General features: G+C 49.1%; 13 protein-coding genes and 1 pseudogene. 11 read left to right on the top strand and 3 right to left on the bottom strand.

Going from position 1 to position 23,443, the window contains the following annotated elements; all coding sequences use genetic code 11:
* A complete protein-coding gene (locus tag NQ510_RS07285; protein WP_005824221.1) occupies positions 1 to 3,051 on the bottom strand; it encodes a SusC/RagA family TonB-linked outer membrane protein in 3,051 nt (1,016 codons plus the stop codon).
* A gap of 22 nt (positions 3,052 to 3,073) precedes the next feature.
* The gene (locus tag NQ510_RS07280) at positions 3,074 to 4,594 is read right to left on the bottom strand and encodes a hypothetical protein (protein WP_034525343.1); all 1,521 of its coding nucleotides are present in this window, start codon (positions 4,592 to 4,594) and stop codon (positions 3,074 to 3,076) included.
* A 203-nt stretch (positions 4,595 to 4,797) separates the two neighbouring features.
* Between NQ510_RS07280 and NQ510_RS07275 the strand changes: the two are divergent.
* A pseudogene (locus NQ510_RS07275) lies at positions 4,798 to 8,738 on the top strand (hybrid sensor histidine kinase/response regulator transcription factor).
* Between the two features lie 40 nt (positions 8,739 to 8,778).
* On the opposite strand, the gene NQ510_RS07270 reads toward NQ510_RS07275, so the two are convergent.
* Positions 8,779 to 9,459, bottom strand: coding sequence for a tetratricopeptide repeat protein (locus tag NQ510_RS07270; protein WP_034523335.1), 681 nt, complete (start codon positions 9,457 to 9,459; stop codon positions 8,779 to 8,781).
* A gap of 143 nt (positions 9,460 to 9,602) precedes the next feature.
* On the opposite strand from NQ510_RS07270, the gene NQ510_RS07265 reads away from it, so the two are divergent.
* The 10 genes from NQ510_RS07265 (at position 9,603) to NQ510_RS07220 (ending at position 23,433) form a co-directional block, all read left to right on the top strand.
* Entirely contained in the window at positions 9,603 to 10,976 is a 1,374-nt protein-coding gene (locus NQ510_RS07265) for an MATE family efflux transporter (protein WP_005824230.1), read from the top strand.
* 263 nt (positions 10,977 to 11,239) lie between these two features.
* Complete coding sequence (locus NQ510_RS07260; RefSeq protein ID WP_005824234.1) at positions 11,240 to 13,762, top strand: heavy metal translocating P-type ATPase; 2,523 nt, start codon at positions 11,240 to 11,242, stop codon at positions 13,760 to 13,762.
* Positions 13,763 to 13,850: 88 nt separating this feature from the next.
* A complete protein-coding gene (locus tag NQ510_RS07255; protein WP_005824237.1) occupies positions 13,851 to 14,789 on the top strand; it encodes a DMT family transporter in 939 nt (312 codons plus the stop codon).
* Between the two features lie 22 nt (positions 14,790 to 14,811).
* Positions 14,812 to 15,327, top strand: coding sequence for a nucleoside 2-deoxyribosyltransferase domain-containing protein (locus NQ510_RS07250; protein WP_005824239.1), 516 nt, complete (start codon positions 14,812 to 14,814; stop codon positions 15,325 to 15,327).
* An 83-nt stretch (positions 15,328 to 15,410) separates the two neighbouring features.
* A complete protein-coding gene (pyrH, locus tag NQ510_RS07245) occupies positions 15,411 to 16,121 on the top strand; it encodes a UMP kinase (protein ID WP_005824241.1) in 711 nt (236 codons plus the stop codon).
* A 113-nt stretch (positions 16,122 to 16,234) separates the two neighbouring features.
* A complete protein-coding gene (gene frr / locus NQ510_RS07240; RefSeq protein ID WP_005824243.1) occupies positions 16,235 to 16,795 on the top strand; it encodes a ribosome recycling factor in 561 nt (186 codons plus the stop codon).
* Positions 16,796 to 16,901: 106 nt separating this feature from the next.
* Complete coding sequence (gene rsgA, locus NQ510_RS07235) at positions 16,902 to 17,834, top strand: ribosome small subunit-dependent GTPase A (RefSeq protein WP_005824247.1); 933 nt, start codon at positions 16,902 to 16,904, stop codon at positions 17,832 to 17,834.
* Between the two features lie 121 nt (positions 17,835 to 17,955).
* Entirely contained in the window at positions 17,956 to 19,038 is a 1,083-nt protein-coding gene (locus NQ510_RS07230; protein ID WP_005824248.1) for an efflux RND transporter periplasmic adaptor subunit, read from the top strand.
* Between the two features lie 40 nt (positions 19,039 to 19,078).
* Positions 19,079 to 22,111 (top strand): efflux RND transporter permease subunit, encoded by a 3,033-nt coding sequence (locus NQ510_RS07225; protein ID WP_005824249.1) that lies wholly within the window; start codon positions 19,079 to 19,081, stop codon positions 22,109 to 22,111.
* A complete protein-coding gene (locus NQ510_RS07220; RefSeq protein ID WP_005824250.1) occupies positions 22,108 to 23,433 on the top strand; it encodes a TolC family protein in 1,326 nt (441 codons plus the stop codon). The genes NQ510_RS07225 and NQ510_RS07220 overlap by 4 nt, the downstream gene beginning before the upstream one ends.
* Positions 23,434 to 23,443 lie beyond the last annotated feature (10 nt).

The following is a 23,443-nucleotide window of genomic DNA, read 5'->3' as shown; positions in this document are numbered from 1 at the left end:
TTAAAATTTGAAGTCAATGCCAAACAAGAATGTTCTCGGATTAGGATAAGCCACGTTGTCAATACCGGTATTGATGGCACTGCCAGAGCTGTCGGTAGTACCGTCAACCATCGGGCGTTCGGGGTCCATTCCCGAATAACCGGTAATGGTAAACGGATTCTGTGCAGAGAAGGAAAGACGCAAGTCAGCACCTCCAACCCATTTCTTAGGAAGCGTATAGCCTATCTGTAACAGCTTGCAACGCAAGTAGGAACCATCTTCCACATAGAAACTGGAAACACGGTTATAGTTCAGGTTCAAGTCATTGCTCGACAAACGGGGAATATCATTGCCGGTACCCTCTCCATGCCATGCTTTCTCCAGTGTACCTGCCCAAACATTCTGTCCGCCTGAACCGGAGTACCGTCCTTTGGTGACATTGTAAATATCATTACCGAACGTACCATAGAAATTGGCTGCAAAATCAATGTTCTTATAACGCATACCAATATTCAGACCCATCATTAAATCAGGATAAGGATTACCGATATAATCTTTGTCATTGGCATCGAGCACTCCGTTATGGTCCCGGTCCTTGAAGCGGATGTCTCCCGGTTTTGCATTGGGCTGAATCAGTGTTCCGTGTTCGTCAGTGTGCGCATACACCTCTTCCCAATTCTGGAACAAGCCATCGGCCACGTAACCGTAGAAACGGGAGATAAAACCACCATCTTCGTTACGGATAATCTGGTCGCTATTGAATCCACCGACATTGATAGGACCGTCGCCCGAGAACTTGATGGCCTTGTTGCGCACGGCAGAAAGGTTCAGACCAAGATCGTAAGAGAAATCCTTGCCGATTTCATCGCGCCAGGTAAGTCCCACTTCCCAACCGCGGGCCTGCATACTACCGATGTTCATCCAAATCTGGCTGTTCCAGTTATCATATCCCAAAGAGAGGATGTTCTGTTTCTGGTAGAGCATGTCAATGGACTTTTTCTGGAAATATTCGAATGTTACACCCAAACGTGAATCAAGGAATGACATATCCACGCCTACGTTCCAATCTTCCACAGTCTCCCACTTCAACTGGTTGTTACCTACTGTAGACACGAAGTAACCATTTGCCAACGTATTGCCATAATAGTATTGGGTTTCGCTCAACAAAGTAAGGGTAGCATTATTGTTGATATTCTGATTACCTACACGGCCCCAGCCTCCACGAAACTTCAGGTCACTGAAGATGTCCTGGTCCTGCATAAATGCCTCACTGATGACACGCCAGGAAGCGGAAACAGACGGGAAGAGGGCATACTTGCTGCCCTTCGGGAAACGGGAGGAACCGTCGGCACGGAGAGATGCCGAAATGTAGTAACGGTTATCGTAGTTGTACATGACACGGCCCAGGAAAGAAACCAGTGTATTGTAAGTGGTTTCACCGTTGGCCTCGTCCGTACCCTGCTGTCCGGCATTCACTTCCTGCATCTGGTCCAGATTATTGGGAACATTATCACGCCGTGCCTGAGTATTGTACCATGCAAAACGTTCGGCAGTAAAGCCAGCCATTACATTCAAGTTGTGCTTTTCAGCGAAAGTGTCCATGTAAGTGGCTGTATTCGTCCAGTTCCAGTCAAACCACTCCTGATTGCGGCGGGTGATTTCGTTCAAGTCTTGTTTCTCCAACGGATCCATATTGAACTTCGGAACGAATGAATCAGAACGGCGATAGTGTGCATTGGCACCGAACTGGGTGCGCAACGTCAGCTTTTCTATCGGGGTTACCTGCAGATAGGTATTCAGAATGGCACCCAACTCGCGAGAATGAGCATTGCTACGGGCAATTGAACCGGCGGGATTCCACTCCTGGTTGTTGTAAGAGCGTTGATAGTTGTTGTACTCATTATCCTCCCATTGGTCCTGCGGACGGAATACCGGAGTTGTCGGGTCCATAGCCATGGCTGCCGAGAACTGGTTTGGGGTATCATCCCATGATTCGACACGTGGAGCAATATCAACTCCCAATTTTACATACTTATTAAATGTATATTCAGTATTCAGACGGATATTTATCTTATCCCAATAACCTACATCAAACTGTGAGTTGTTACGATAATAGCCCACGCTAAAGTTATAAACAAACTGTTCTGAGCCACCGGCAACACTAAGTGAATGGTTCTGCACCAAAGCTGTTTTATTGACTACAGTATCCCACCAGTCTGTACCACCGGGATTGGTCGTAGCACCCGTATCGTTCCAGATAGAAGAAAGGCCATCATTCGTATAACGGGTATTGAACACTTCTTTATATTCAGCCGCACCGGCAATATTAGGTTTGGCCACGGTCTGGAAACCAACAGAAGAATTCCAATTGATGCGGGCTTTACCAGTTTTACCTTTCTTTGTAGTAATCAGGATGACACCGTTTGATGCACGTGTACCATAGATAGCGGCAGCCGAAGCATCTTTCAATACTTCCATGGAAGCAATATCGTTACTATTCAGAAAGTTGATATTGTCACCTACCGGCATACCATCCACTACATACAACGGATTCGTACCGTTTACGGTAGTTACACCACGAATCAGCACCTTCGGAGTAGCTCCAGGGCCACCACCACTGGTGACTTGTACACCATTTACCTTACCCTGCAAAGCATCCATAGCATTACCGGTCACGGTTTCAGTGATTTCATCGCCTTTTACTGTAGCAATAGAACTGGTCAAATCGCTCTTTTTCACAGCACCATAACCGATAACCACCACTTCATCCAGTAATTCCGCAGCCTCCTTCAGTACCACGTTAATCGTAGTACGTCCACCTACAGCTATTTCCTGAGACTCAAAACCAATAGAAGAGAATACCAACACTGCATTCTTGTCTACATTGGGTAATGTATAATCACCGTCGATACCGGTAATTGTACCCGTACCGGTACCTTTCACTTGAACTGTAGTTCCAATCAACGGCTGCTGGTCGGTGGCCGAAGTCACCACACCCTTAACCGTTATCTGCTGCGCATAACCGCAAAGGCTTATCAGCGCAAGACATAATAATAGAATTTGCTTTTTCATATCTTAAATCTAATGTTACTTTTTAATTAGCAGGAACAATCTTGCCGCGACCCAAATGCGCGTCAAACTCAAAGCGGTAGTTGCCGGTCACCGTAACCGTAGGCTTCATCCAGTTGTCACCTACCATCGAGCCGTCTTCCCAACGCTGATTGGTGCCTTCCCAATTAGGATTCACATCCCCTTTCTTACTGAAGTAACCAAACTTCTCTACATTCTGAGAGTCGTCACACCGCCATTCCACATGATCCCACCATCCGTCGGGATGATAATTGGATATGATGAAGTTCATTTCTTCACCGGCTTCCAGCGTCCAAGTTCCATTTTCCGGATAATAGAAAAGATGAGGATTATTTTTATCCTGGGCAAACAACTGATTTCCCGCATCCTGAGGAGAACCTCCCCAACCGATATAGAAATCAATGAACGATTCCCCATTCTCCCAACGGTCAAAACAAGGCTTTCCATATTCATATTTCATCGGATTTGTAGCCTCTGTCACCGAGTACGTGCGCATACTATAAGTAGACTCTTTCACATTGATGTCTATTTCATAATAAACACCAGCCTCATCCAAGACAATAGGTTTAGCCGTTTCCGGGTCATCCGGCAATTTTGTATTATCCTCCGGATCAAGGCCAAAACAGATAGGAGTAAAGTCTGTCTTTTGCGGTAAGAAGAAAATTTCCGTACCGGCAGCTTTATTATAATAACGTGCACGATATTGGTACTCGCCCGTATGGTTAATCACCATCGGTACACCGAAAATATCACTGTTCAATTCCTCTACGGTTGCCACATCGGCCAGATACATTTTGGGGAAGTCAGGCATTTCAGATACACTGATGGTACTATTGGTCACTGTCTGATTGCCTCTGGCATCCACAGCCGTCAAAGTCACATCGTAACTTTTCACCTCATTAGGCAGAATAATCTTCTCCGTAAAGCTCAAAGTAGATTGCCCGCCAGCCTCTATACGGCGGCTTTCAAAACCTTCTACCCCAGGAATCTCAATGAGTACATAATCCAGTATGCGGTCATCTTTCACCGTGAAATTCAGGTTGAACTTTGTTTCATCCTTTATCAGTACGGTAACCTCCTTACCAGGGGCAATTGTAAATGTAGGATTCTCAAAGTCCCCATCCATCGTTATCAACACATCCTGCGACACTTCACGCCCGCCCGCATCTGTTACGGTCACTTTCACGGTGAAGCGTTCACCGATTTCATCACGCTTGAGGTCATAAGAATAGCTCAACTCATACTCCGTTTGGGGAGCTCCATAGATTTCGACCAAATCAATCGTCTTGTTCAGATAAAGATCGGCACATTGCAGATTGACGGATACAATTCCATCCTGGTCAGCCAACGAACCCTCAATGGTAAAACGATGGCCGGCACCGGATTCAATATGATCCGTCACCAATGTCATTGTCGGAATCTGCCCGTCTACATCAGAGTATCCGTCATCGTCACTACATCCAGTAGTCCATAAAGCCAGCGATAACAACGCCCAGAAAGTGGCGTTAAAGAAATGCTTCTTCATAAATATTATTATTAAAGTTAAACAAAAAAGTACATTTTGTTCCGATTTATAATAATCGGCAATGCAAACATATGCCAATTTTCGATTCAACAGCTGTATAAATCTTGCAGAGAAGGCATATAAATCTGTCAATGCACGATTTGTGCACATCATCTAAAGATTTTATTTGTACTTTTGACTCATGCAATGAAAAACGACCCGTTATGAAGAAGATTCTACTTTCCATTTTCCTATGCCTGCCATTCCTGCTATCCGCGCAGCCATATACCATAAAACATCTGAGTATCCGTGAAGGGCTGTCCAACAACCATGTGGTAAGCATAGCCCAAGACAAACGGGGCTCTCTATGGTTTGCCACAGAAGAGGGTTTAAATAAATTCGACGGAATACGCTTCCTTACCTATTATAAAGAAGAAACAACCGGCAAGCAAAGCATCACCGGCAACGAACTGAACTGTCTGCTGGACGATCCCGTCGACTCCATCTTATGGATAGGAACCCAGCGTGCCGGAATCAATGCATACAATTATGCCAACGATTCATTCATCACTTACAGACACAACGAAAACAACCCTAAAAGCCTGGTTACGGACGACATTACCAAAATCATTGCCGCCTCCGACGGTAACCTATGGATTTGCACCTATTGGAAAGGCGTGGACTATTTTGACAAGCAAACCGGGCAATTCACCCATTACAATACCGAAACCGTACCGGGTTTTGCAAGCAACCATATCTGGTCTGCCATAGACGGTGGTAACGGACTACTCTATATCGGGCATGTGGACCGGGGATTCAGTATACTTTCCATAAAAGACAAGACAGTCAAGAACTTCACACACGAGCCGCAAAACCCCAACAGCCTGCCCGGCAACGAAGTGACATGTGTCTACAAAGACAAAAGCGGAAACATATGGATAGGAACCGATAGAGGAGTGGTACTGTTTAACCCGGAAGCGGAAAGTTTCATCCCCTTCGACGACAAAACCAACTGCATATCGCACCGTGTATATGATATACACCAACTGGATGACAACAGACTTTGGATAGCCATGGAATTCGGCGGCATTGCCGTAGTGGATTTGTCCCAACAGCTTTTCCGTTCGTCGGACCAGATTCATGCGCTTTCTATCCGGGAGGGAGACGATGAATACGGCTTGTCCAACTCCAGTATCCGTTGCCTGCTCCAAGATTCCTTCGGTAATGTATGGGCAGGTTCCTGGGGAGGCGGCATCAACTTCATAAAACGCGAGCCGTCACTCTTCAGCACTTATAAATATTCTCCTTTTCCATCCACCAACAACAGCCTGAACAGTAAAATAGCCTCCGGTGTCTGTATGGACAAAGCCGGTAACCTCTGGATAGGAACCGATGGAGGAGGAATCAACGTATTCAACAAGGGAAGACGAATAGCCATATACAATGCTGACAACAAGAAATTCAGAAGCAATACGGTGCAGGCAGCCTTGTGCGACTCGAAGGGAGGATTATGGTTCGGACTTTTTTATGGAGGAATAGCCTACTACAACCCCAAGAGCCAAAGCTTCCGGCAGATTTTCTCCGAAGACAAGTCACGCACTGACGTACGTTCCTTTCATGAAGACAAGCAGGGAAACATTTGGGTCGGAACCAGCGAAGGCGTCTATCTTATAGATTGTGACAGCAAGACAATCAAGGCACACTACAATCTGGAGAACAATCTGGCCCGCTGTGTGCTGAAGGATTCCGAAGACCAAGTATGGGTAGGATTCTTCGGAGGAGGCCTGGGCCTCTATGACCCTCAACTCCAAAGCATCCAGCTCTTCAACGTCCTGGCCAAATTCCCCTCCAATACCATCAATGCTCTCTACGAAGACAGCAGAAAGCGGTTGTGGGTGGCCACGGGTGAAGGTTTGGTATGCTTCCCCTCCCTGACAGACAGAAACTACAAAGTATACCAACGTGAAAGCGGACTGGCTAACACCCACATACAAGCCATCGGTGAGGACAAGGCAGGAAATATTTGGGTGAGCACCAACAAAGGTATCAGCTGTCTTGTGGACAGTAAAGACATTTTCTCCCGGAAGTTGTATTGCAGGAACGCAAATCACCACCCGCATTCATCACCAACATTGAAATTACCGACCCGCTGAACAAACCGGAAAACGGACAGAGCACCATTGCCTTAAACGGACAGAAGAACGTGCAACTGAAATATACACAGAATAGTTTCAGTATCCGGTTCAACATCCAGAACTATGCCCTGGTCAACCAAGTGGAATATGCCTATATGCTGAAAGGACTCGAGAACTCCTGGTATACGCTTACAGACCCCAATAATGTCACCTTTCGTAATCTTCCTCCCGGGAAATACCAGTTCCAAGTGAAAACGCGCATGCGCAACCAAGCATGGTCGGACGCAACCACCTCATTGAACATCCGCATCGCCCCACCCCTTTGGCTTACTTGGTGGGCAAAGTCATTCTATATCCTGCTGTCCCTTATCATCCTTTTCTCTATACTCTATGCCTACAAGAAAAGACTGGATGCTGAAGCACTGTACCAACTGGAGAAGCAGAGCCACGAACACGAGCAGGAACTGAACAACGAACGCCTGCGCTTCTACACCAACATCACCCATGAACTGCGCACCCCGCTTACGCTGATACTGGGTCCGCTGGAAGACATACAGAAAAGTGATACACTATCCACCAAAGACGCACAGAAGATATCCGTCATTCACCAAAGTGCCATCCGGCTACTGAACCTCATCAACCAGATATTGGAGTTCAGAAAGACCGAGACCCAGAACAAGAAACTCTGCGTGAGCCGGGACAACCTCGTACCCCTTATCCGCGAGATAGGCCTGAAGTACAAGGAACTGAACCGGAAGCCAGCCGTCGATATCCGGCTGGTGGTGGAGAAAGAGCATATGCCTATATACTTCGACAAGGAAATTATCCAGACCATCCTGGACAATCTGATATCCAATGCCCTAAAGTACACGGAAAAGGGTAGCATCAGCATCGGTATCCGACAGGTGGAACGTGCCGAAGTGAACTATACGGAAATCCGGGTCAGCGACACGGGATACGGTATCAAGCCGGAGGCACTACCCCACATATTCGACCGTTATTACCAGGAAGGCGGCAAACACCAGGCTTCGGGTACCGGTATCGGACTTTCTCTGGTGAAAAACCTCGTAGCCCTACACGAAGGGGAAATCCGCGTAGAGAGTGCTCCCAATCAAGGTAGTACCTTCTACGTCAGCCTGCTTACCGACAACAGTTACCCGCAGGCACTGCATGCCGATTCGCAGGAAAAGGAAAGCAACGTCCAGCATATAGAAGAGGCACAAGTAAATCAAGTTTCATCCAGCGACAAACCCATATTGCTGGTAGTGGAAGACAATCCGGACATCTGCGACTATATAGCCGAATCCTTCTCCGACCACTTTGAAGTAAAGACTGCCGCCAACGGAAAGCTGGGCAAGGAAAGCGCCCTGAAAGAAATACCTGACATCATCGTCAGTGACATTATGATGCCGGTAATGGACGGAAACGAGATGTGCCGTGAGCTGAAAAAAGACGTGCGCACCAGCCACATACCCATTATACTGCTGACAGCCAAAGACTCGCTGCGCGACAAAGAGGAAGGCTACCAGGTAGGTGCCGACTCCTACCTCACCAAACCGTTCAGCGCCAGCCTGCTGCATAGCCGTATAGAAAACCTGCTCCAGTCGCGGCGCAACCTGGCAAACCATTTCAGCGCCAATGCCGCCATAAGCAATAAAGCGGCTGTCATTACAGAATCGCTCAACAAGCTGGACAACGAGTTTATCCACAAGATAAACCAGCTGATAGAGGAACGGCTTTCTTCAGACAAAATAGACATCAGCTATCTTTCGGATAAAATGTGCATGAGCAATTCCACCCTCTACCGCAAGATGAAAGCGCTTACCGGACTTTCCACCAACGAATATGTCCGCAAGATAAGGATGAAACACGCCGAGCAATACCTGCTGGAAGGCAAATACAACATTTCGGAAATAGCATTCAAGGTAGGTATAAACAATCTGTTCTACTTCCGGCAATGCTTCAAGGAAGAATTCGGCTACATACCTTCGGAATATCTGAAGAGATTAAAAGAGACCGGAGAGAAATAAGAGACAAACAGCCCCTTCCTATTAGTCGGAATGCGGACAGCTATTTCAGCTCCAGCTCCATCTTCTTTATCTTTTCCAGCGTATTGCCTGCTTCCATGGAGGGGAATACCTGAAGCACGCGTTGCAGGTATGCCTTAGCCTTGCCGTAGCTATTGGTGAACACGTCTGACAATCCGTTGCGATAGCGTGCATACTGCATCCTTGTGGGGGAAGTTATCTTTTTATAGTCTTCTTCGAGCTTCTTCTTATCCTTCTCGGCTTGGAGATAATAATAATTCCCCAAGAAGATATTGGCTTGGAGATTGTCGGCATCCAGCATCAATACCTTTTCATAGGTTTTTAAGGCATCTTTCTCCTTTCCCCGCATCATCTCCATTTCAGCACAAGAGACAAGTGCAGGTACGTCTTCGGGATGACGCTGCAAGAACTCCTTATAGAAGAGGTAGGCTTTATCGTAATTCCGCATTTCCTTGTAGTGCACAGCCAGCACATCCGCAAGACGAGGAGCCACCTCACTGCTCTTGTCCACATTGGTCCAGTAGAACATTTCCGTCCTATCCTCACCGGCATTTGCCGCCTGGCGAAACAAACTCACCGCATAGTCATCTTTACCCTCGGAAAGTGCATCGGACACTTTCGAAAGCAACTCATCTGCCGACTGTCCCCAGACAGACAGCGGACACATCAAGAACAAGGAGAAAAGCAACGTTAAGGTTTTCATTTTTAGTGTATATATATAGTTTAACAGCCCAATCAGTCTCATAGAAATCTACCTACAAAACTACGCATTTTTACGGTAACCATCAATAGTTGAAAGTAGAAAAATAGTTAACTTTGCCGACCTTAATGAATTAAATAATATAAATGAAGCCCAGAGACAGACAAATACTGCAAATAGCCTTACCTTCCATCGTATCGAACATCACCGTGCCGCTGCTCGGCCTGATTGATGTAGCCATCGTCGGCCATCTGGGTTCGCCCGCCTACATAGGCGCCATTGCCGTAGGTGGCATGCTGTTCAACATTATCTACTGGATATTCGGTTTTCTGAGGATGGGTACCAGCGGAATGACCTCGCAAGCATTCGGCAAGCGGGATTTACCGGAGGTGGTCCGCCTGCTGTTGCGTTCCGTGAGCATAGGCCTGGCAGTCGCGTTCTGCCTCATCCTGCTGCAAACGCCTATCAGGCAGGGAGCCTTCCTTCTCATCCATCCTACGGACGAAGTCAGAGAGATGGCAACGCTTTATTTCCATATCTGCATCTGGGGTGCCCCTGCCATGCTGGGGCTATACGGACTGACGGGATGGTTCATCGGCATGCAGAATTCGCGTATCCCCATGTATATAGCCATCACACAGAATGTGGTCAATATCATTGCCAGCCTCGGACTGGTTTATCTGTGTGGGATGAAAGTAGAAGGAGTAGCTTTGGGGACGTTGATTGCCCAGTATGCTGGCTTCCTGATGGGCATTGTCCTTTGGATGCACAACTACGGCAGGCTGAAAAGATTCTGGGAAATTAAAAATTATAAATTAAAAATTAAAGGGGGAGAAGGGGCAGGTATCTGGGAGAAAGGGGCGATGTTCCGGTTCTTCCAAGTGAATAGGGACATTTTTCTGCGTACCCTTTGCCTGGTGGCAGTCACGTTGTTCTTCACTTCGGCGGGAGCTTCGCAGGGAGAGATTATTCTGGCGGTCAACACGCTGCTGATGCAGCTCTTCACCTTATTCTCGTATGTAATGGACGGCCTTGCCTACGCTGGCGAAGCCTTAAGCGGCAGATACATAGGCGCACGCAACCGGGAAGCCTTTACAGACACCGTCCGGCACCTCTTCGGATGGGGAGCGGTGATAGCGGTTCTCTTTACATTGGTTTATGCGCTGGGAGGCAATGCCTTCCTCGGACTATTGACGGATGACAAAGAAGTGATAGCTGTTGCCGACACCTATTTTTATTGGGCGCTTGCCGTGCCCGCCGTCGGGATAGCCGCCTTCATCTGGGACGGCATCTTTATCGGTGCCACCGCCACGCGAGGAATGCTCCTCTCCATGGCAGCGGCAGCTGTCAGCTTTTTTATCTTATATTATGGGCTGCATCCCGTCCTGGCAAACCATGCTCTATGGCTTGCCTTCCTCACTTACCTGCTGATGCGGGGAGTGGTGCAGACAGGCTTGAGCCGGGAAGTCATCCGACGGGCATTTCCCAGCAAGAAGGAACCTGCTTGGCGTGAGGGGTAGGCTATGAACAATTTCAAGGGAAAAAGCATTATCTTTGTATCGCTATGACTGATATAAAATATGGATTCCACCCTCCAGAACAAGGCGTCAGGTAGCCAGTATACGGTGCCAAACAAGTTTCAACTTTTGGCACCATCGGTTTCAATGCGAGAAACCGACGGTTTCAAGTAGTGAAACCAACGGTATCTCGGAATGAGACTGACGGTATTTGCATTTGGAACCAAGTCACTCATAGCAAGAGTAATGACTTATACAAAATTGTTATGGCAGAAAAGAATATAGTTCAAGAGACATTTCCCGTATTGGGAATGAGTTGCGCCTCATGCTCCGCACGGGTAGAAAAGACGCTGAACCATCAGTCAGGTGTCAAGAAAGCGGTCGTAAACTACGCTTCGGCAACGGCAACCGTGGAATATGACCCTACGAGCTGTTCTTCCGAGACTTTGCAGCAGGCTGTGCAGGCGGCCGGATATGACTTGTTGATAAACCAGGACGGCAACACGCTCGAAGAGGCGGAAGAGGCCCACAACAAGAAATTCAGCGCATTGAAATTCCGCACAACCTGGGCCATCATCTTGTCTATGCCCGTTGTCATCATAGGCATGTTCTTCATGGATATGCCCCATGCCAATCCCATCATGTGGGCGTTGTCCACTCCCGTCGTATTCTGGCTGGGGCGGGGATTCTTCACCAGCGCCTGGAAACAATTGCAGCATGGCAGCGCCAATATGGACACACTGGTAGCCATCAGTACGGGGACCGCCTATCTGTTCAGCCTGTTCAACATGCTATTTCCGGACTTCTGGCTATCCAGAGGCATCCATCCGCATGTATATTTTGAGGCGGCAAGTGTCATCATAGCCTTTATCCTGCTGGGCCGCCTGCTGGAAGAAAAAGCGAAAGGAAACACCTCAACCGCCATCAAGAAACTGATGGGGCTCCAACCCAAGACTGTGACCATCATTGTGGATGAAGGACACGCTGTCCCTCACTCTTCCTTTGAGCGCGTTATCCCTATCGAGCAGATTCGCCCCGGAGACATCGTCCTGGTGAAGCCCGGAGAACGGATTGCCGTGGATGGCATCGTGACGGAAGGTAGCTCCTACGTAGACGAAAGTATGCTGAGCGGCGAACCGGTAGCAGTATCCAAGCACAAAGACGCCAAGGTCTTTGCAGGTACCATCAATCAGAAGGGAAGTTTCCGCTTCCGGGCAGAGAAAATCGGCACGGATACACTGCTGGCGAAGATTATACACATGGTGCAGGACGCGCAAGGAAGCAAGGCACCGGTGCAGCAGCTGGTGGACAAGATAGCCGGGATATTCGTGCCTACCATTATAGGCATCGCAGTGCTTGCCTTCATCGCATGGATGCTACTGGACGGAACCGGCGGATTCACCCACGGATTGCTGGCATTTGTCACGGTGGTCATCATCGCCTGCCCGTGTGCACTGGGACTGGCTACTCCTACCGCCATCATGGTAGGCATCGGCAAGGGCGCCGAAAGGGGCATTCTGATAAAAGATGCCGAAAGCCTGGAGATTGCCAAGAAGATAGACACCGTGGTACTCGACAAGACCGGAACGGTGACTGAAGGAAAACCGGTAGTCAGCAAGCTGATATGGAATACGCAGGCAATGACGCCCGGTACTGGCGCCACTGCAGGCAATGCGCTGTCGGACATTTTCTATAGTCTGGAGAAGCTCTCGGAACATCCGTTGGCAGAAGCCGTGGTGAACCACCTCAAGGAGTCGGCCTCCATAGACATTCAAGACTTTGAAAGCATCACCGGAAAAGGCGTGAAAGGACGGGCACAAGGCCGGACCTACCTCGCCGGGAACCGGAAACTGCTGGAAGAAAACCATATCGCCATCCCCCCCTCCCTGCAGGAAGAGGCAACCCGACTGACATCGGAAGCACAGACCGTCATCTGGTTTGCCGATGAAGAAAACGTGCTGGCAATAGCCGGAATTACAGACCGGATAAAGGAAACTTCCATCCGTGCCGTCAGCGAGCTGCACGCCGCCGGCATCGAAGTCCACATGCTGACCGGAGACAATGAGGCCACCGCCCGTGAGATTGCCCGCAAAGCAGGCATCGCCCACTACCAGGCCAGTGTATTGCCGCAGGACAAGGCTGCCTTCGTCAGCCGGTTGCAGGCAGAAGGCCGGAAGGTTGCCATGGTGGGCGACGGCATCAACGACAGCGCCGCCCTTGCCCAAGCCGACTTAAGCATCGCCATGGGTGGAGGCAGCGACATCGCCATGGATGTAGCCAAAATGACCATCATCTCTTCCGACCTGACCAAGATACCGGAAGCTCTCTGTCTGTCGCGTCTCACCGTCCGGACCATCCGGCAGAATCTCTTCTGGGCATTTATATATAATATAATAGGTGTACCCATTGCGGCCGGAATACTCTATCCCATCAACGGCTTCCTGCTGAATCCGATGATAGCCGGTGCGGCCATGGCATTCAGCAGTGTCAGTGTGGTGAGCAACAGCCTGCTGCTGAAACGGAAAAGAATACATGAAGGAGAAGAAAACAAAGAAGTTGAACCGCCAACAGAAACAATCATGAAGAAAGAATTCAAAGTAGAAGGCATGATGTGCAACCATTGCCGCATGCATGTAGAGAAAGCATTGAACAGTATGGAAGGCATACACGCCACCGTAACCCTGAACCCTCCGGTAGCCACCGTAGAGTTTTCGGACGGTGAAAAGACGCTCGAAGAACTGCAGAAAGTAGTGACGAAAGAAGCCGGCGACTACACACTGAAGGCATAAGTGTAGAATTCATACGGTTTTCATACAGAAAAGAAGGAGGAAATCAAAGTAAATATCTACCTTTGCGCGCTAATTTACAGATAAAGATATGAACGCAAAAGCCAAAGGATATATTTTAGGTTCCATCGCCGCAGCCTCCTACGGCATGAATCCACTGTTTGCCCTCCCGTTGTACAAGGCCGGCATGGACCCGGACTCGGTACTTTTTTTCAGATACCTCTTCGCCATCCCGTTGCTGGGCATTATGATAAAGGCGAGAGGGCGGTCATTCAAGATACAGCGGAAAGAAACATTTCCGCTCATCATCATGGGATTGCTCGTGGCCCTCTCCTCACTGACGCTTTTCCTGAGCTATAACTACATGGCCGCCGGCATAGCGTCTACACTGCTGTTCGTCTATCCCATCATGGTGGCGCTTATTATGGCCATGGTTTTCAAAGAGAAGCTGGCACTGCAAACCATCGTCTGCATGCTGCTTGCACTGGGAGGTATCGGACTGCTCTACAAGAGCGAGGACGGCAGCACACTGAGCCTGATAGGGACACTGCTGGTTTTCGCGTCTTCCCTTTCCTATGCCATATACATCGTGGGCATCAACCAGACATCGTTGAAAAATGTGGCTACGCTTAAAGTCACCTTCTATGTCCTTCTCTTCGGCCTATCGCTTTTTGTGGCACGCCTGCTCTATTCCGGCGTACTGAACACACCGGACCAGTGGTATCTGTGGGCCAATCTGCTTGCATTGGCTGTCTTCCCCACCGCCATATCCTTCCTCTGCACTACCGGTGCCATCCAATATATCGGCTCCACCCCGACCGCCATTCTCGGCGCATTGGAGCCCGTGACAGCCATCTTCTTCGGAATAGCCGTCTTTGGAGAAAGCCTGACAGTCAGAGAAAGCTTCGGACTGGTGATGATTATCGTAGCCGTAACGTTCGTCATCGCAGGAGGCAATATTACAAGCCAACTGGTCCGTTTCAGGAAACTGTTCCCAAGACTCCCGATAAGAAGCAAGAAAAGAAACTAATCCTATAAAACCATCACCAACCATGAAGAAAAGTCTCTACCTGCTTTTACTGCTGTTGTTTCCTATCGGGCTGCAGGCTCAGTCCGAGGTTATAGTACTCCACCCGGATGAAGGCAAAGCCGAAGTGAACGAAGCCGAATACACCAGAATTTTCCTGGCAGGCACCATCGACATGGGCAAAAGCATAGACTGGCAAAAGGCAACCTGCGACTGGTTCCGCGCACGCCCCCAAGGTAAATACATCCTATACAATCCCCGAAGGGACAAGGGACTCAGCGGCGAAATGTCCGACTTTGAACATCAAGTGAACTGGGAACTGGAACATCTGGAAAAAGCCGACCTGATAATCATGAATATCCTGGCAAGCAGCAAGTCCCCCATCACCCTGCTGGAGATGGGGCTGCACATGCGTTCGGGCAAATTGCACGTTATCTGTGAACCCGGTTTCTACCGCTACGACAATGTGCGGATTACTTGCAACCGCTATGGCGTTCCGCTATATCACAGCATGGACGAGTTCCTAAAGACTGTGCGTTAGGCAACTATCCTACCACATTCTGCTGCACTTTTCAGTTTAATTCTTTATCTTTGCTGCAAAGCAATATAACAAAACTATATATTATGGCAACCTATAAAAGAATCTTATTGAAACTCAGCGGCGAGAGCCTGATGGGTGAAAAGCAATACGGCATCGACGAGAAACGCCTTGCCGAGTACGCAGCTCAAATCAAAGAAATCCACGAATTGGGAGTACAAATAGGCATCGTGATAGGCGGTGGAAACATTTTCCGCGGATTGAGCGGTGCCAACAAAGGGTTCGACCGTGTGAAAGGCGACCAGATGGGAATGCTGGCAACCGTCATCAACAGCCTTGCACTCAGTTCGGCTCTGGTAGCTGCCGGCGTGAAGGTCCGCGTGCTGACTGCCGTACGTATGGAACCCATCGGTGAATTCTACAATAAATGGCGTGCCATCGAATGTATGGAAGCAGGCGAAGTAGTCATCATGTCCGCCGGTACAGGCAATCCGTTCTTCACTACCGATACCGGTTCCAGTCTGCGCGGCATCGAGATTGAGGCGGATGTCATGCTGAAAGGTACCCGTGTGGACGGCATCTACACCGCCGACCCGGAGAAGGACCCGACAGCCACGAAGTTCCACGACATCACCTACGACGAAGTGCTGAAGCGCGGTCTGAAAGTGATGGACCTCACTGCCACCTGCATGTGCAAAGAGAATAACCTGCCCATCATCGTTTTTGACATGGACACAGTGGGTAATCTGAAAAAAGTGATGCAAGGAGAAGAAATCGGTACACTGGTGCACAATTGAATGGAAAATGGAGAATAAAAAATGAATGTTATTTAATTCTTAATTCTCAATTTTCAATTTAATAATTATATTTGCAAAGTTTCAAATCAAAGCTATTTCAAAACGAAAATAATATGAGAGACGTAAAAGACATCTTAGACGAAGCGCAAGAAAGTATGGACATGGCCATCATGTATCTGGACGAGGCACTGGCTCATATCCGCGCCGGAAAAGCCGATATCCGTTTGCTGGACGGTATCCGTGTGGATTCTTATGGAAGTATGGTTCCTATCAACAATGTGGCAGCCGTAACCACTCCGGACGCACGCAGCATTGCCATCAAGCCATGGGATAAGAGCATGTTCCGCGTCATTGAAAAGGCCATCATTGACTCCAGTCTCGGCATCATGCCCGAAAACAATGGTGAGATTATCCGTATCGGCATCCCGCCACTGACGGAAGAACGCCGTAAACAACTTGCCAAACAGTGTAAGGGAGAAGGAGAAACTGCCAAGGTAAGTGTACGTAATGCACGCCGTGATGCCATCGACGCCTTGAAGAAATCCGTAAAGGACGGACTGGCCGAAGACGCCCAGAAAGGCGGTGAAGAAAAGCTGCAGAAGATTCACGACAAGTTCATCAAGCAGATTGATGACATGCTGGCTGCAAAGGATAAAGAAATCATGACCGTTTAATTAAGTTGAAAACGGAAAATGGAAAGTTGAAAATAAACCGATATACCAAGTATAGAAGCCTTTCAACCTTCCATTTTCAACTTTCAACTTTCAACTTTCAATTATTTTGAGGGGACTCGTTATAAAAAACACCGGAAGTTGGTACTTGGTACGGACTGACGACGGAAGGGAGATTGAATGTAAAATCAAAGGGAACTTCCGGCTGAAAGGCATACGAAGCACTAATCCCGTGGCTGTAGGCGATTATGTGAACATCATACTGAACCAAGAAGGTACGGCCTTTATCAGCGAGATAGAGGACCGGAAGAATTACATCATCCGCCGCGCCTCCAACCTTTCCAAGCAATCGCACATTCTTGCTGCCAACCTCGACCAGTGCATGCTCATAGTGACGGTGAACTATCCCGAGACCTCCACTACCTTTATAGACCGTTTTCTCGCCTCTGCCGAGGCATACCGTGTTCCCGTCAAGATTATATTCAACAAAGTGGATGCCTACAATGAAGAGGAACTGCACTATCTGGACAGTCTCATCAACCTTTACACCACCATCGGCTATCCTTGTTTCAAGGTTTCTGCCAGAAAAGGGGAAGGCATCGACACTATCGAGAAAGAACTCAAAGGACGCATAACCCTCTTTTCCGGACATTCCGGAGTAGGGAAATCGACACTCATCAAGGCAATACTGCCCGATATAGAGATTAAAACCGGAGAGATATCCACCTATCATAATAAAGGTATGCACACCACTACCTTCTCAGAAATGTTCCCGGTTCCGGGCAACGGATATATCATTGACACTCCGGGCATCAAAGGTTTCGGAACATTCGATATGGAAGAAGAAGAGATAGGCCACTACTTCCCGGAAATATTCAAGGTATCTGCCGACTGCCGTTACGGCAACTGTACCCACCGCCACGAACCCGGATGCGCTGTACGCGAGGCTGTCGAGAAGCACTATATCAGCGAATCCCGTTACGCTTCTTATCTGAACATGCTGGAGGACAAGGAGGAGGGAAAATACCGGGCTGCTTACTGATTTGTCATTTTATCACCTTTCCAATCCATATTCTTACACTTTTTAACTCTTTATCTTTTAAACTATTCTCTTTTCCCGTAGTCTAATCTAAGGCTGATTTTATTACTACTAATACTACAACATGAATAAGAGAGTTAAATGGGGCATCATTATCGTGATTGGTGCCGGACTGATTGGAGGAGGAATCTACTCCCAATTACCTAAAGAGAATGAAGAATTAGCCGCTGCAGACAAGGTGATGACCGGTCAACGTAGCGGTAAGAAAATTCTAAACGTAAACGCAAAAATAATCAAACCGCAACTGCTGAAGGATGAAATACAAATCAGCGGCAGCCTGCTGCCGGATGAGGAAGTGGACCTTTCTTTCGAGACATCCGGCAAAATCATAGAGATAAATTTTGAAGAAGGCAGCTTCGTCAAGAAAGGACAATTACTTGCCAAAGTTAATGACCGGCCGCTGCAAGCACAATTGCAACGCCTCGTCTCCCAATTAAAGTTGGCAGAAGACCGCGTGTTTCGCCAGAACGCCCTGCTGGAAAGGGATGCGGTCAGTAAAGAAGCCTACGAACAAGTAAAGACCGAGCTGGCCACCCTGAATGCCGACATTGACCTGATAGAATCGAACATCGCACAAACTGAGCTGCGTGCTCCTTTCGACGGTGTCATCGGTCTGCGCCAAGTCAGTGTGGGTACTTACGCTTCCCCTACAACCATTGTAGCCAAACTCACCAAGATTTCGCCGTTGAAGGTGGAATTTGCCGTACCCGAGCGGTATGCCAATGACGTAAAGACCGGCGCCGGACTGGACTTCACTCTCGAAGGAAAGCTAAATACCTTCCACGCCACGGTTTATGCACGCGAATCAAAGATAGACCCTACTACCCATACCCTGACAATCCGTGCACTTTATCCCAATGCCAACGGAGCTGTGCTTCCGGGCCGCTATGCCAGCATCAAGCTGAACAAGGATGAAATTCAGGACGCCCTTGCCGTACCGTCCGAAGCCATTGTGCCGGAAATGGGAAAAGACAAGATATTCCTCTATAAGTCGGGAAAAGCCCAGCCGGTAGAGATTACTACGGGAATCCGTACGGAAGCGGAAGTACAAGTATTGCAAGGCTTGCAGGCAGGAGATACCATCATCACCTCGGGAACCCTGCAACTCCGTACCGGACTACCGGTAACACTGGACAATATCAATTGACAACTGTCAATTATCAACCGTTAATTATCAATTGTAAAGAATGAATATATCCGAATTAAGTATACGGCGACCGGTACTCTCGACAGTACTTACCCTGATAATCCTGCTGTTTGGCTTCATCGGCTACAATTATCTGGGTGTACGCGAGTACCCATCTGTAGACAATCCCATCATATCAGTATCCTGCTCCTATCCGGGTGCCAACGCCGATGTCATCGAGAACCAGATAACGGAGCCTCTGGAGCAGAACATCAACGGTATTCCCGGCATACGCTCCCTCTCCAGTGTCAGCCAGCAAGGCTCATCACGCATTACAGTAGAGTTTGAGCTTTCCGTTGACCTGGAAACCGCCGCCAACGACGTACGTGATAAAGTGTCGCGTGCACAACGCTATCTGCCTCGTGACTGTGACCCGCCTACCGTATCAAAAGCCGATGCGGACGCCACCCCTATCCTGATGGTTGCCCTCCAAAGTGACAAACGTTCCCTACTGGAGCTCAGTGAAATAGCCGACCTGACTGTCAAGGAGCAGCTTCAGACTATTTCAGATGTAAGTAGTGTAAGTATCTGGGGAGAAAAGCGCTATTCCATGCGGCTTTGGCTGGACCCCATCAAGATGTCCGGCTATGGAATCACTCCTCTGGATGTAAAGAATGCGGTGGACAACGAAAACGTAGAGCTCCCTTCCGGAAGTATCGAAGGAAACACTACCGAGCTCACCATCCGTACGTTGGGTCTGATGCATACAGCCGAAGAGTTCAACAATCTTATCCTGAAGGAAGACGGTAACCGTATTGTCCGCTTCAGCGACATTGGACGTGCCGAACTGGGACCAGCCGACATCAAAAGTTATATGAAGATGAACGGTGTGCCCATGGTAGGTGTCGTAGTAATTCCGCAGCCGGGTGCCAACCACATTGAAATAGCCAACGCCGTATATGACCGCATGGAGAAGATGAAGAAAGACCTTCCCGAAGATGTTCATTACAACTACGGTTTTGACAATACCAAGTTTATCCGCGCTTCTATCGACGAGGTGAAGCAGACGGTGTATGAGGCCTTTGTACTGGTTATCATCATCATTTTCCTCTTCTTGCGCGATTGGCGTGTGACGCTTGTGCCATGTATTGTAATCCCCGTTTCGCTGATTGGAGCTTTCTTCATCATGTATCTGGCCGGTTTCTCCATCAATGTGCTCTCCATGCTTGCCGTGGTGCTTGCCGTGGGCTTGGTGGTGGACGACGCCATCGTGATGACGGAGAACATTTATGTCCGCATCGAGAAAGGGATGCCCCCGAAAGAAGCCGGCATAGAAGGAGCCAAGGAGATTTTCTTTGCCGTCATCTCCACTACCATTACGCTGGTGGCGGTATTCTTCCCTATTGTATTCATGGACGGTACGACAGGACGACTGTTCCGCGAATTCAGTATCGTGGTCTCCGGTTCGGTGATTATCTCCTCCTTCGCCGCATTGACTTTTACGCCGATGCTTGCCACCAAACTTTTAATCAAAAGGGAACAGCAGAGCTGGTTCTATCGCAAGACCGAACCTTTCTTCGAAGGGATGAACCGGGTATACAGCCAGTCACTGGCCGCCTTCCTGAAACGGCGCTGGATTGCCCTGCCCTTCACCATCGTCACCATCCTGCTTATCGGAGTCCTTTGGAATACTATCCCGGCTGAAATGGCGCCATTGGAGGACCGTTCGCAAATCAGTATCAATACAATGGGTGCCGAAGGAGTGACTTACGAATATATCCGCGACTATACCGAAGACATCAATCATCTGGTGGACTCCATTATCCCGGATGCAGAAGCGGTAACAGCGCGTGTATCCAGTGGTAGCGGTAACGTACGTATCACACTGAAAGACATGAAAGACCGTGACTATACCCAGATGGAGGTTGCCGAAAAGTTGTCGAAGGCAGTGCAGAAAAAGACCATGGCACGCTCTTTCGTACAGCAGTCCTCCTCATTCGGAGGACGGCGCGGCGGTATGCCCGTGCAGTATGTATTGCAGGCAACTAATATCGAGAAATTGCAGGAGGTGCTCCCCAAGTTCATGACGAAGGTCTACGAAAATCCGGTATTCCAGATGGCAGACGTAAACCTGAAGTTCAGCAAGCCTGAAGCGCGCATCAACATCAACCGTGACAAGGCGAGTATCATGGGCGTAAGCACCAAGAACATTGCCCAAACTCTGCAATACGGCTTGAGCGGACAGCGTATGGGCTACTTCTACATGAACGGAAAGCAATACGAGATATTGGGCGAAATCAACCGCCAGCAACGCAACAAGCCCGCCGACCTGAAAGGTATCTATATCCGAAGCGACAACGGGAACATGGTGCAGCTGGACAACCTGATAGAGCTGACCGGCGGTATCGCCCCTCCGAAACTGTACCGTTACAACCGTTTCGTGTCCGCCACCATCTCCGCGGGGCTTGCCGACGGGAAGACCATCGGGCAAGGACTGGACGAAATGGACAAGATTGCCAAGGAGACACTGGACGAGACCTTCCGTACCGCACTGACCGGAGACTCCAAGGAGTATCGCGAAAGCTCCTCCAGTCTGATGTTCGCCTTCATCCTTGCCATCGTGCTGATTTACCTGATTCTGGCCGCCCAGTTCGAGAGCTTCAAAGACCCGCTGATTATCATGCTGACGGTGCCTCTCGCCATTGCCGGCGCGCTGGTATTCATGTATTTCGGAGACATCACGATGAATATATTCAGCCAGATTGGCATCATCATGCTGATTGGTCTGGTAGCAAAGAACGGTATCCTGATTGTGGAGTTCGCCAATCAGAAGCAGGAAGCGGGTGAAGACAAGATGCGAGCCATCAAGGACGCCTCCCTGCAACGTCTGCGCCCCATCCTGATGACGAGTGCCTCCACCATCCTGGGATTGATACCGCTTGCCTACGCCACCGGCGAAGGCTGCAACCAGCGCATCGCCATGGGTACTGCCGTCGTAGGCGGCATGCTCATCTCCACACTGCTGACGATGTACATCGTGCCTGCCATATATAGTTATGTATCAACGAACCGAAGTAAACTGAAGACCGAATGAAACGCATTGTTTTAATTTTCATAGCCACTGCCTGCACAGCGCTGGGCCTTTATGCACAGCCTGCGCCTACCTACACCTTGAAGTCCTGCCTGGAGCAGGGATTGCTGAACAACTACTCCCTGCGCATTGTCCGCAATGAAGAGCAGGTCAGCAAGAACAACGCCACATTGGGCAATGCGGGCTACCTGCCCACACTGGACCTCTCCGCCGGCTACAAGGGAACCATAGACAATACCGAGACCAAAGCCCGAGCCACCGGAGAGACAACCAAGGACAACGGAGTATTTGACCAAACTCTCGATGCAGGCATCAACCTGAACTGGACCATCTTCGACGGTTTCAACATTACCGCCAACTACCAACGGCTCAAGGAGCTGGAACGCCAAGGCGAGACCAATACGCGCATCGCCATCGAGGACCTGATAGCCAACATAGCCGCCGAATACTATAACTATGTTCAGCAAAAAATCCGCTTGAAGAACTTCCGTTATGCCGTATCGCTATCCAAAGAGCGCCTGCGCATTGTGGAAGAGCGTTACCACATCGGTAACTTCTCGCGCCTGGACTACCAGCAGGCCAAAGTGGACTTCAATGCCGACAGTGCCCAATACATGAAACAGCAGGAACTGCTGCACACCTCACGTATCCAGCTGAACGAACTCATGGCAAACAAAGATGTAGACCAGCCGTTTATCATACAAGACAGCCTCATCAACGTGACCGCCTCCCTGAACTTCGAGGAGCTGTGGAACGCCACCCTCACCATCAACGCCTCACTGCTACGTGCCGAACAGAACAATACCCTGGCCCGTCTGGACTACAAGAAAGTCTGCTCGCGCGACTACCCATACGTGAAGATGAACGGCGGATACGGCTACACCCTCAACAAGTATGACATCTCTGCCAACAGCCGCCGCAGCAACCTCGGTCTGAACTTCGGCGTCACGGTCGGCTTCAATCTGTTCGACGGCAACCGGCGCCGCGAACGCAAGAATGCCCGCATTGCCGTGCAGAACGCTCGCCTGGAACGGGAGCAACTGGAGCAAGCCCTGCGCGCCGACCTCAGCAACCTATGGCAGGCCTACCAAAACAACCTGCAAATGCTGAACCTGGAACGCCAGAACCTTGTGGCTGCCAAGGAGAACCACGAGATTGCCATGGAACGATATATGCTGGGCAACCTCTCGGGAATCGAGATGCGCGAAGCCCAAAAGAGTCTGCTGGATGCAGAAGAACGTATTCTCTCCGCAGAATATGATACCAAATTATGTGAAATCTCCCTACTGCAAATCAGTGGAAAAGTAGCGCGCTATATGGAATAAGCAATATAAT

Origin of the sequence: Bacteroides uniformis (assembly GCF_025147485.1) — a bacterium.
GTDB lineage: Bacteria > Bacteroidota > Bacteroidia > Bacteroidales > Bacteroidaceae > Bacteroides > Bacteroides uniformis.
This window is presented reverse-complemented; position numbering and strand designations above follow the sequence as displayed.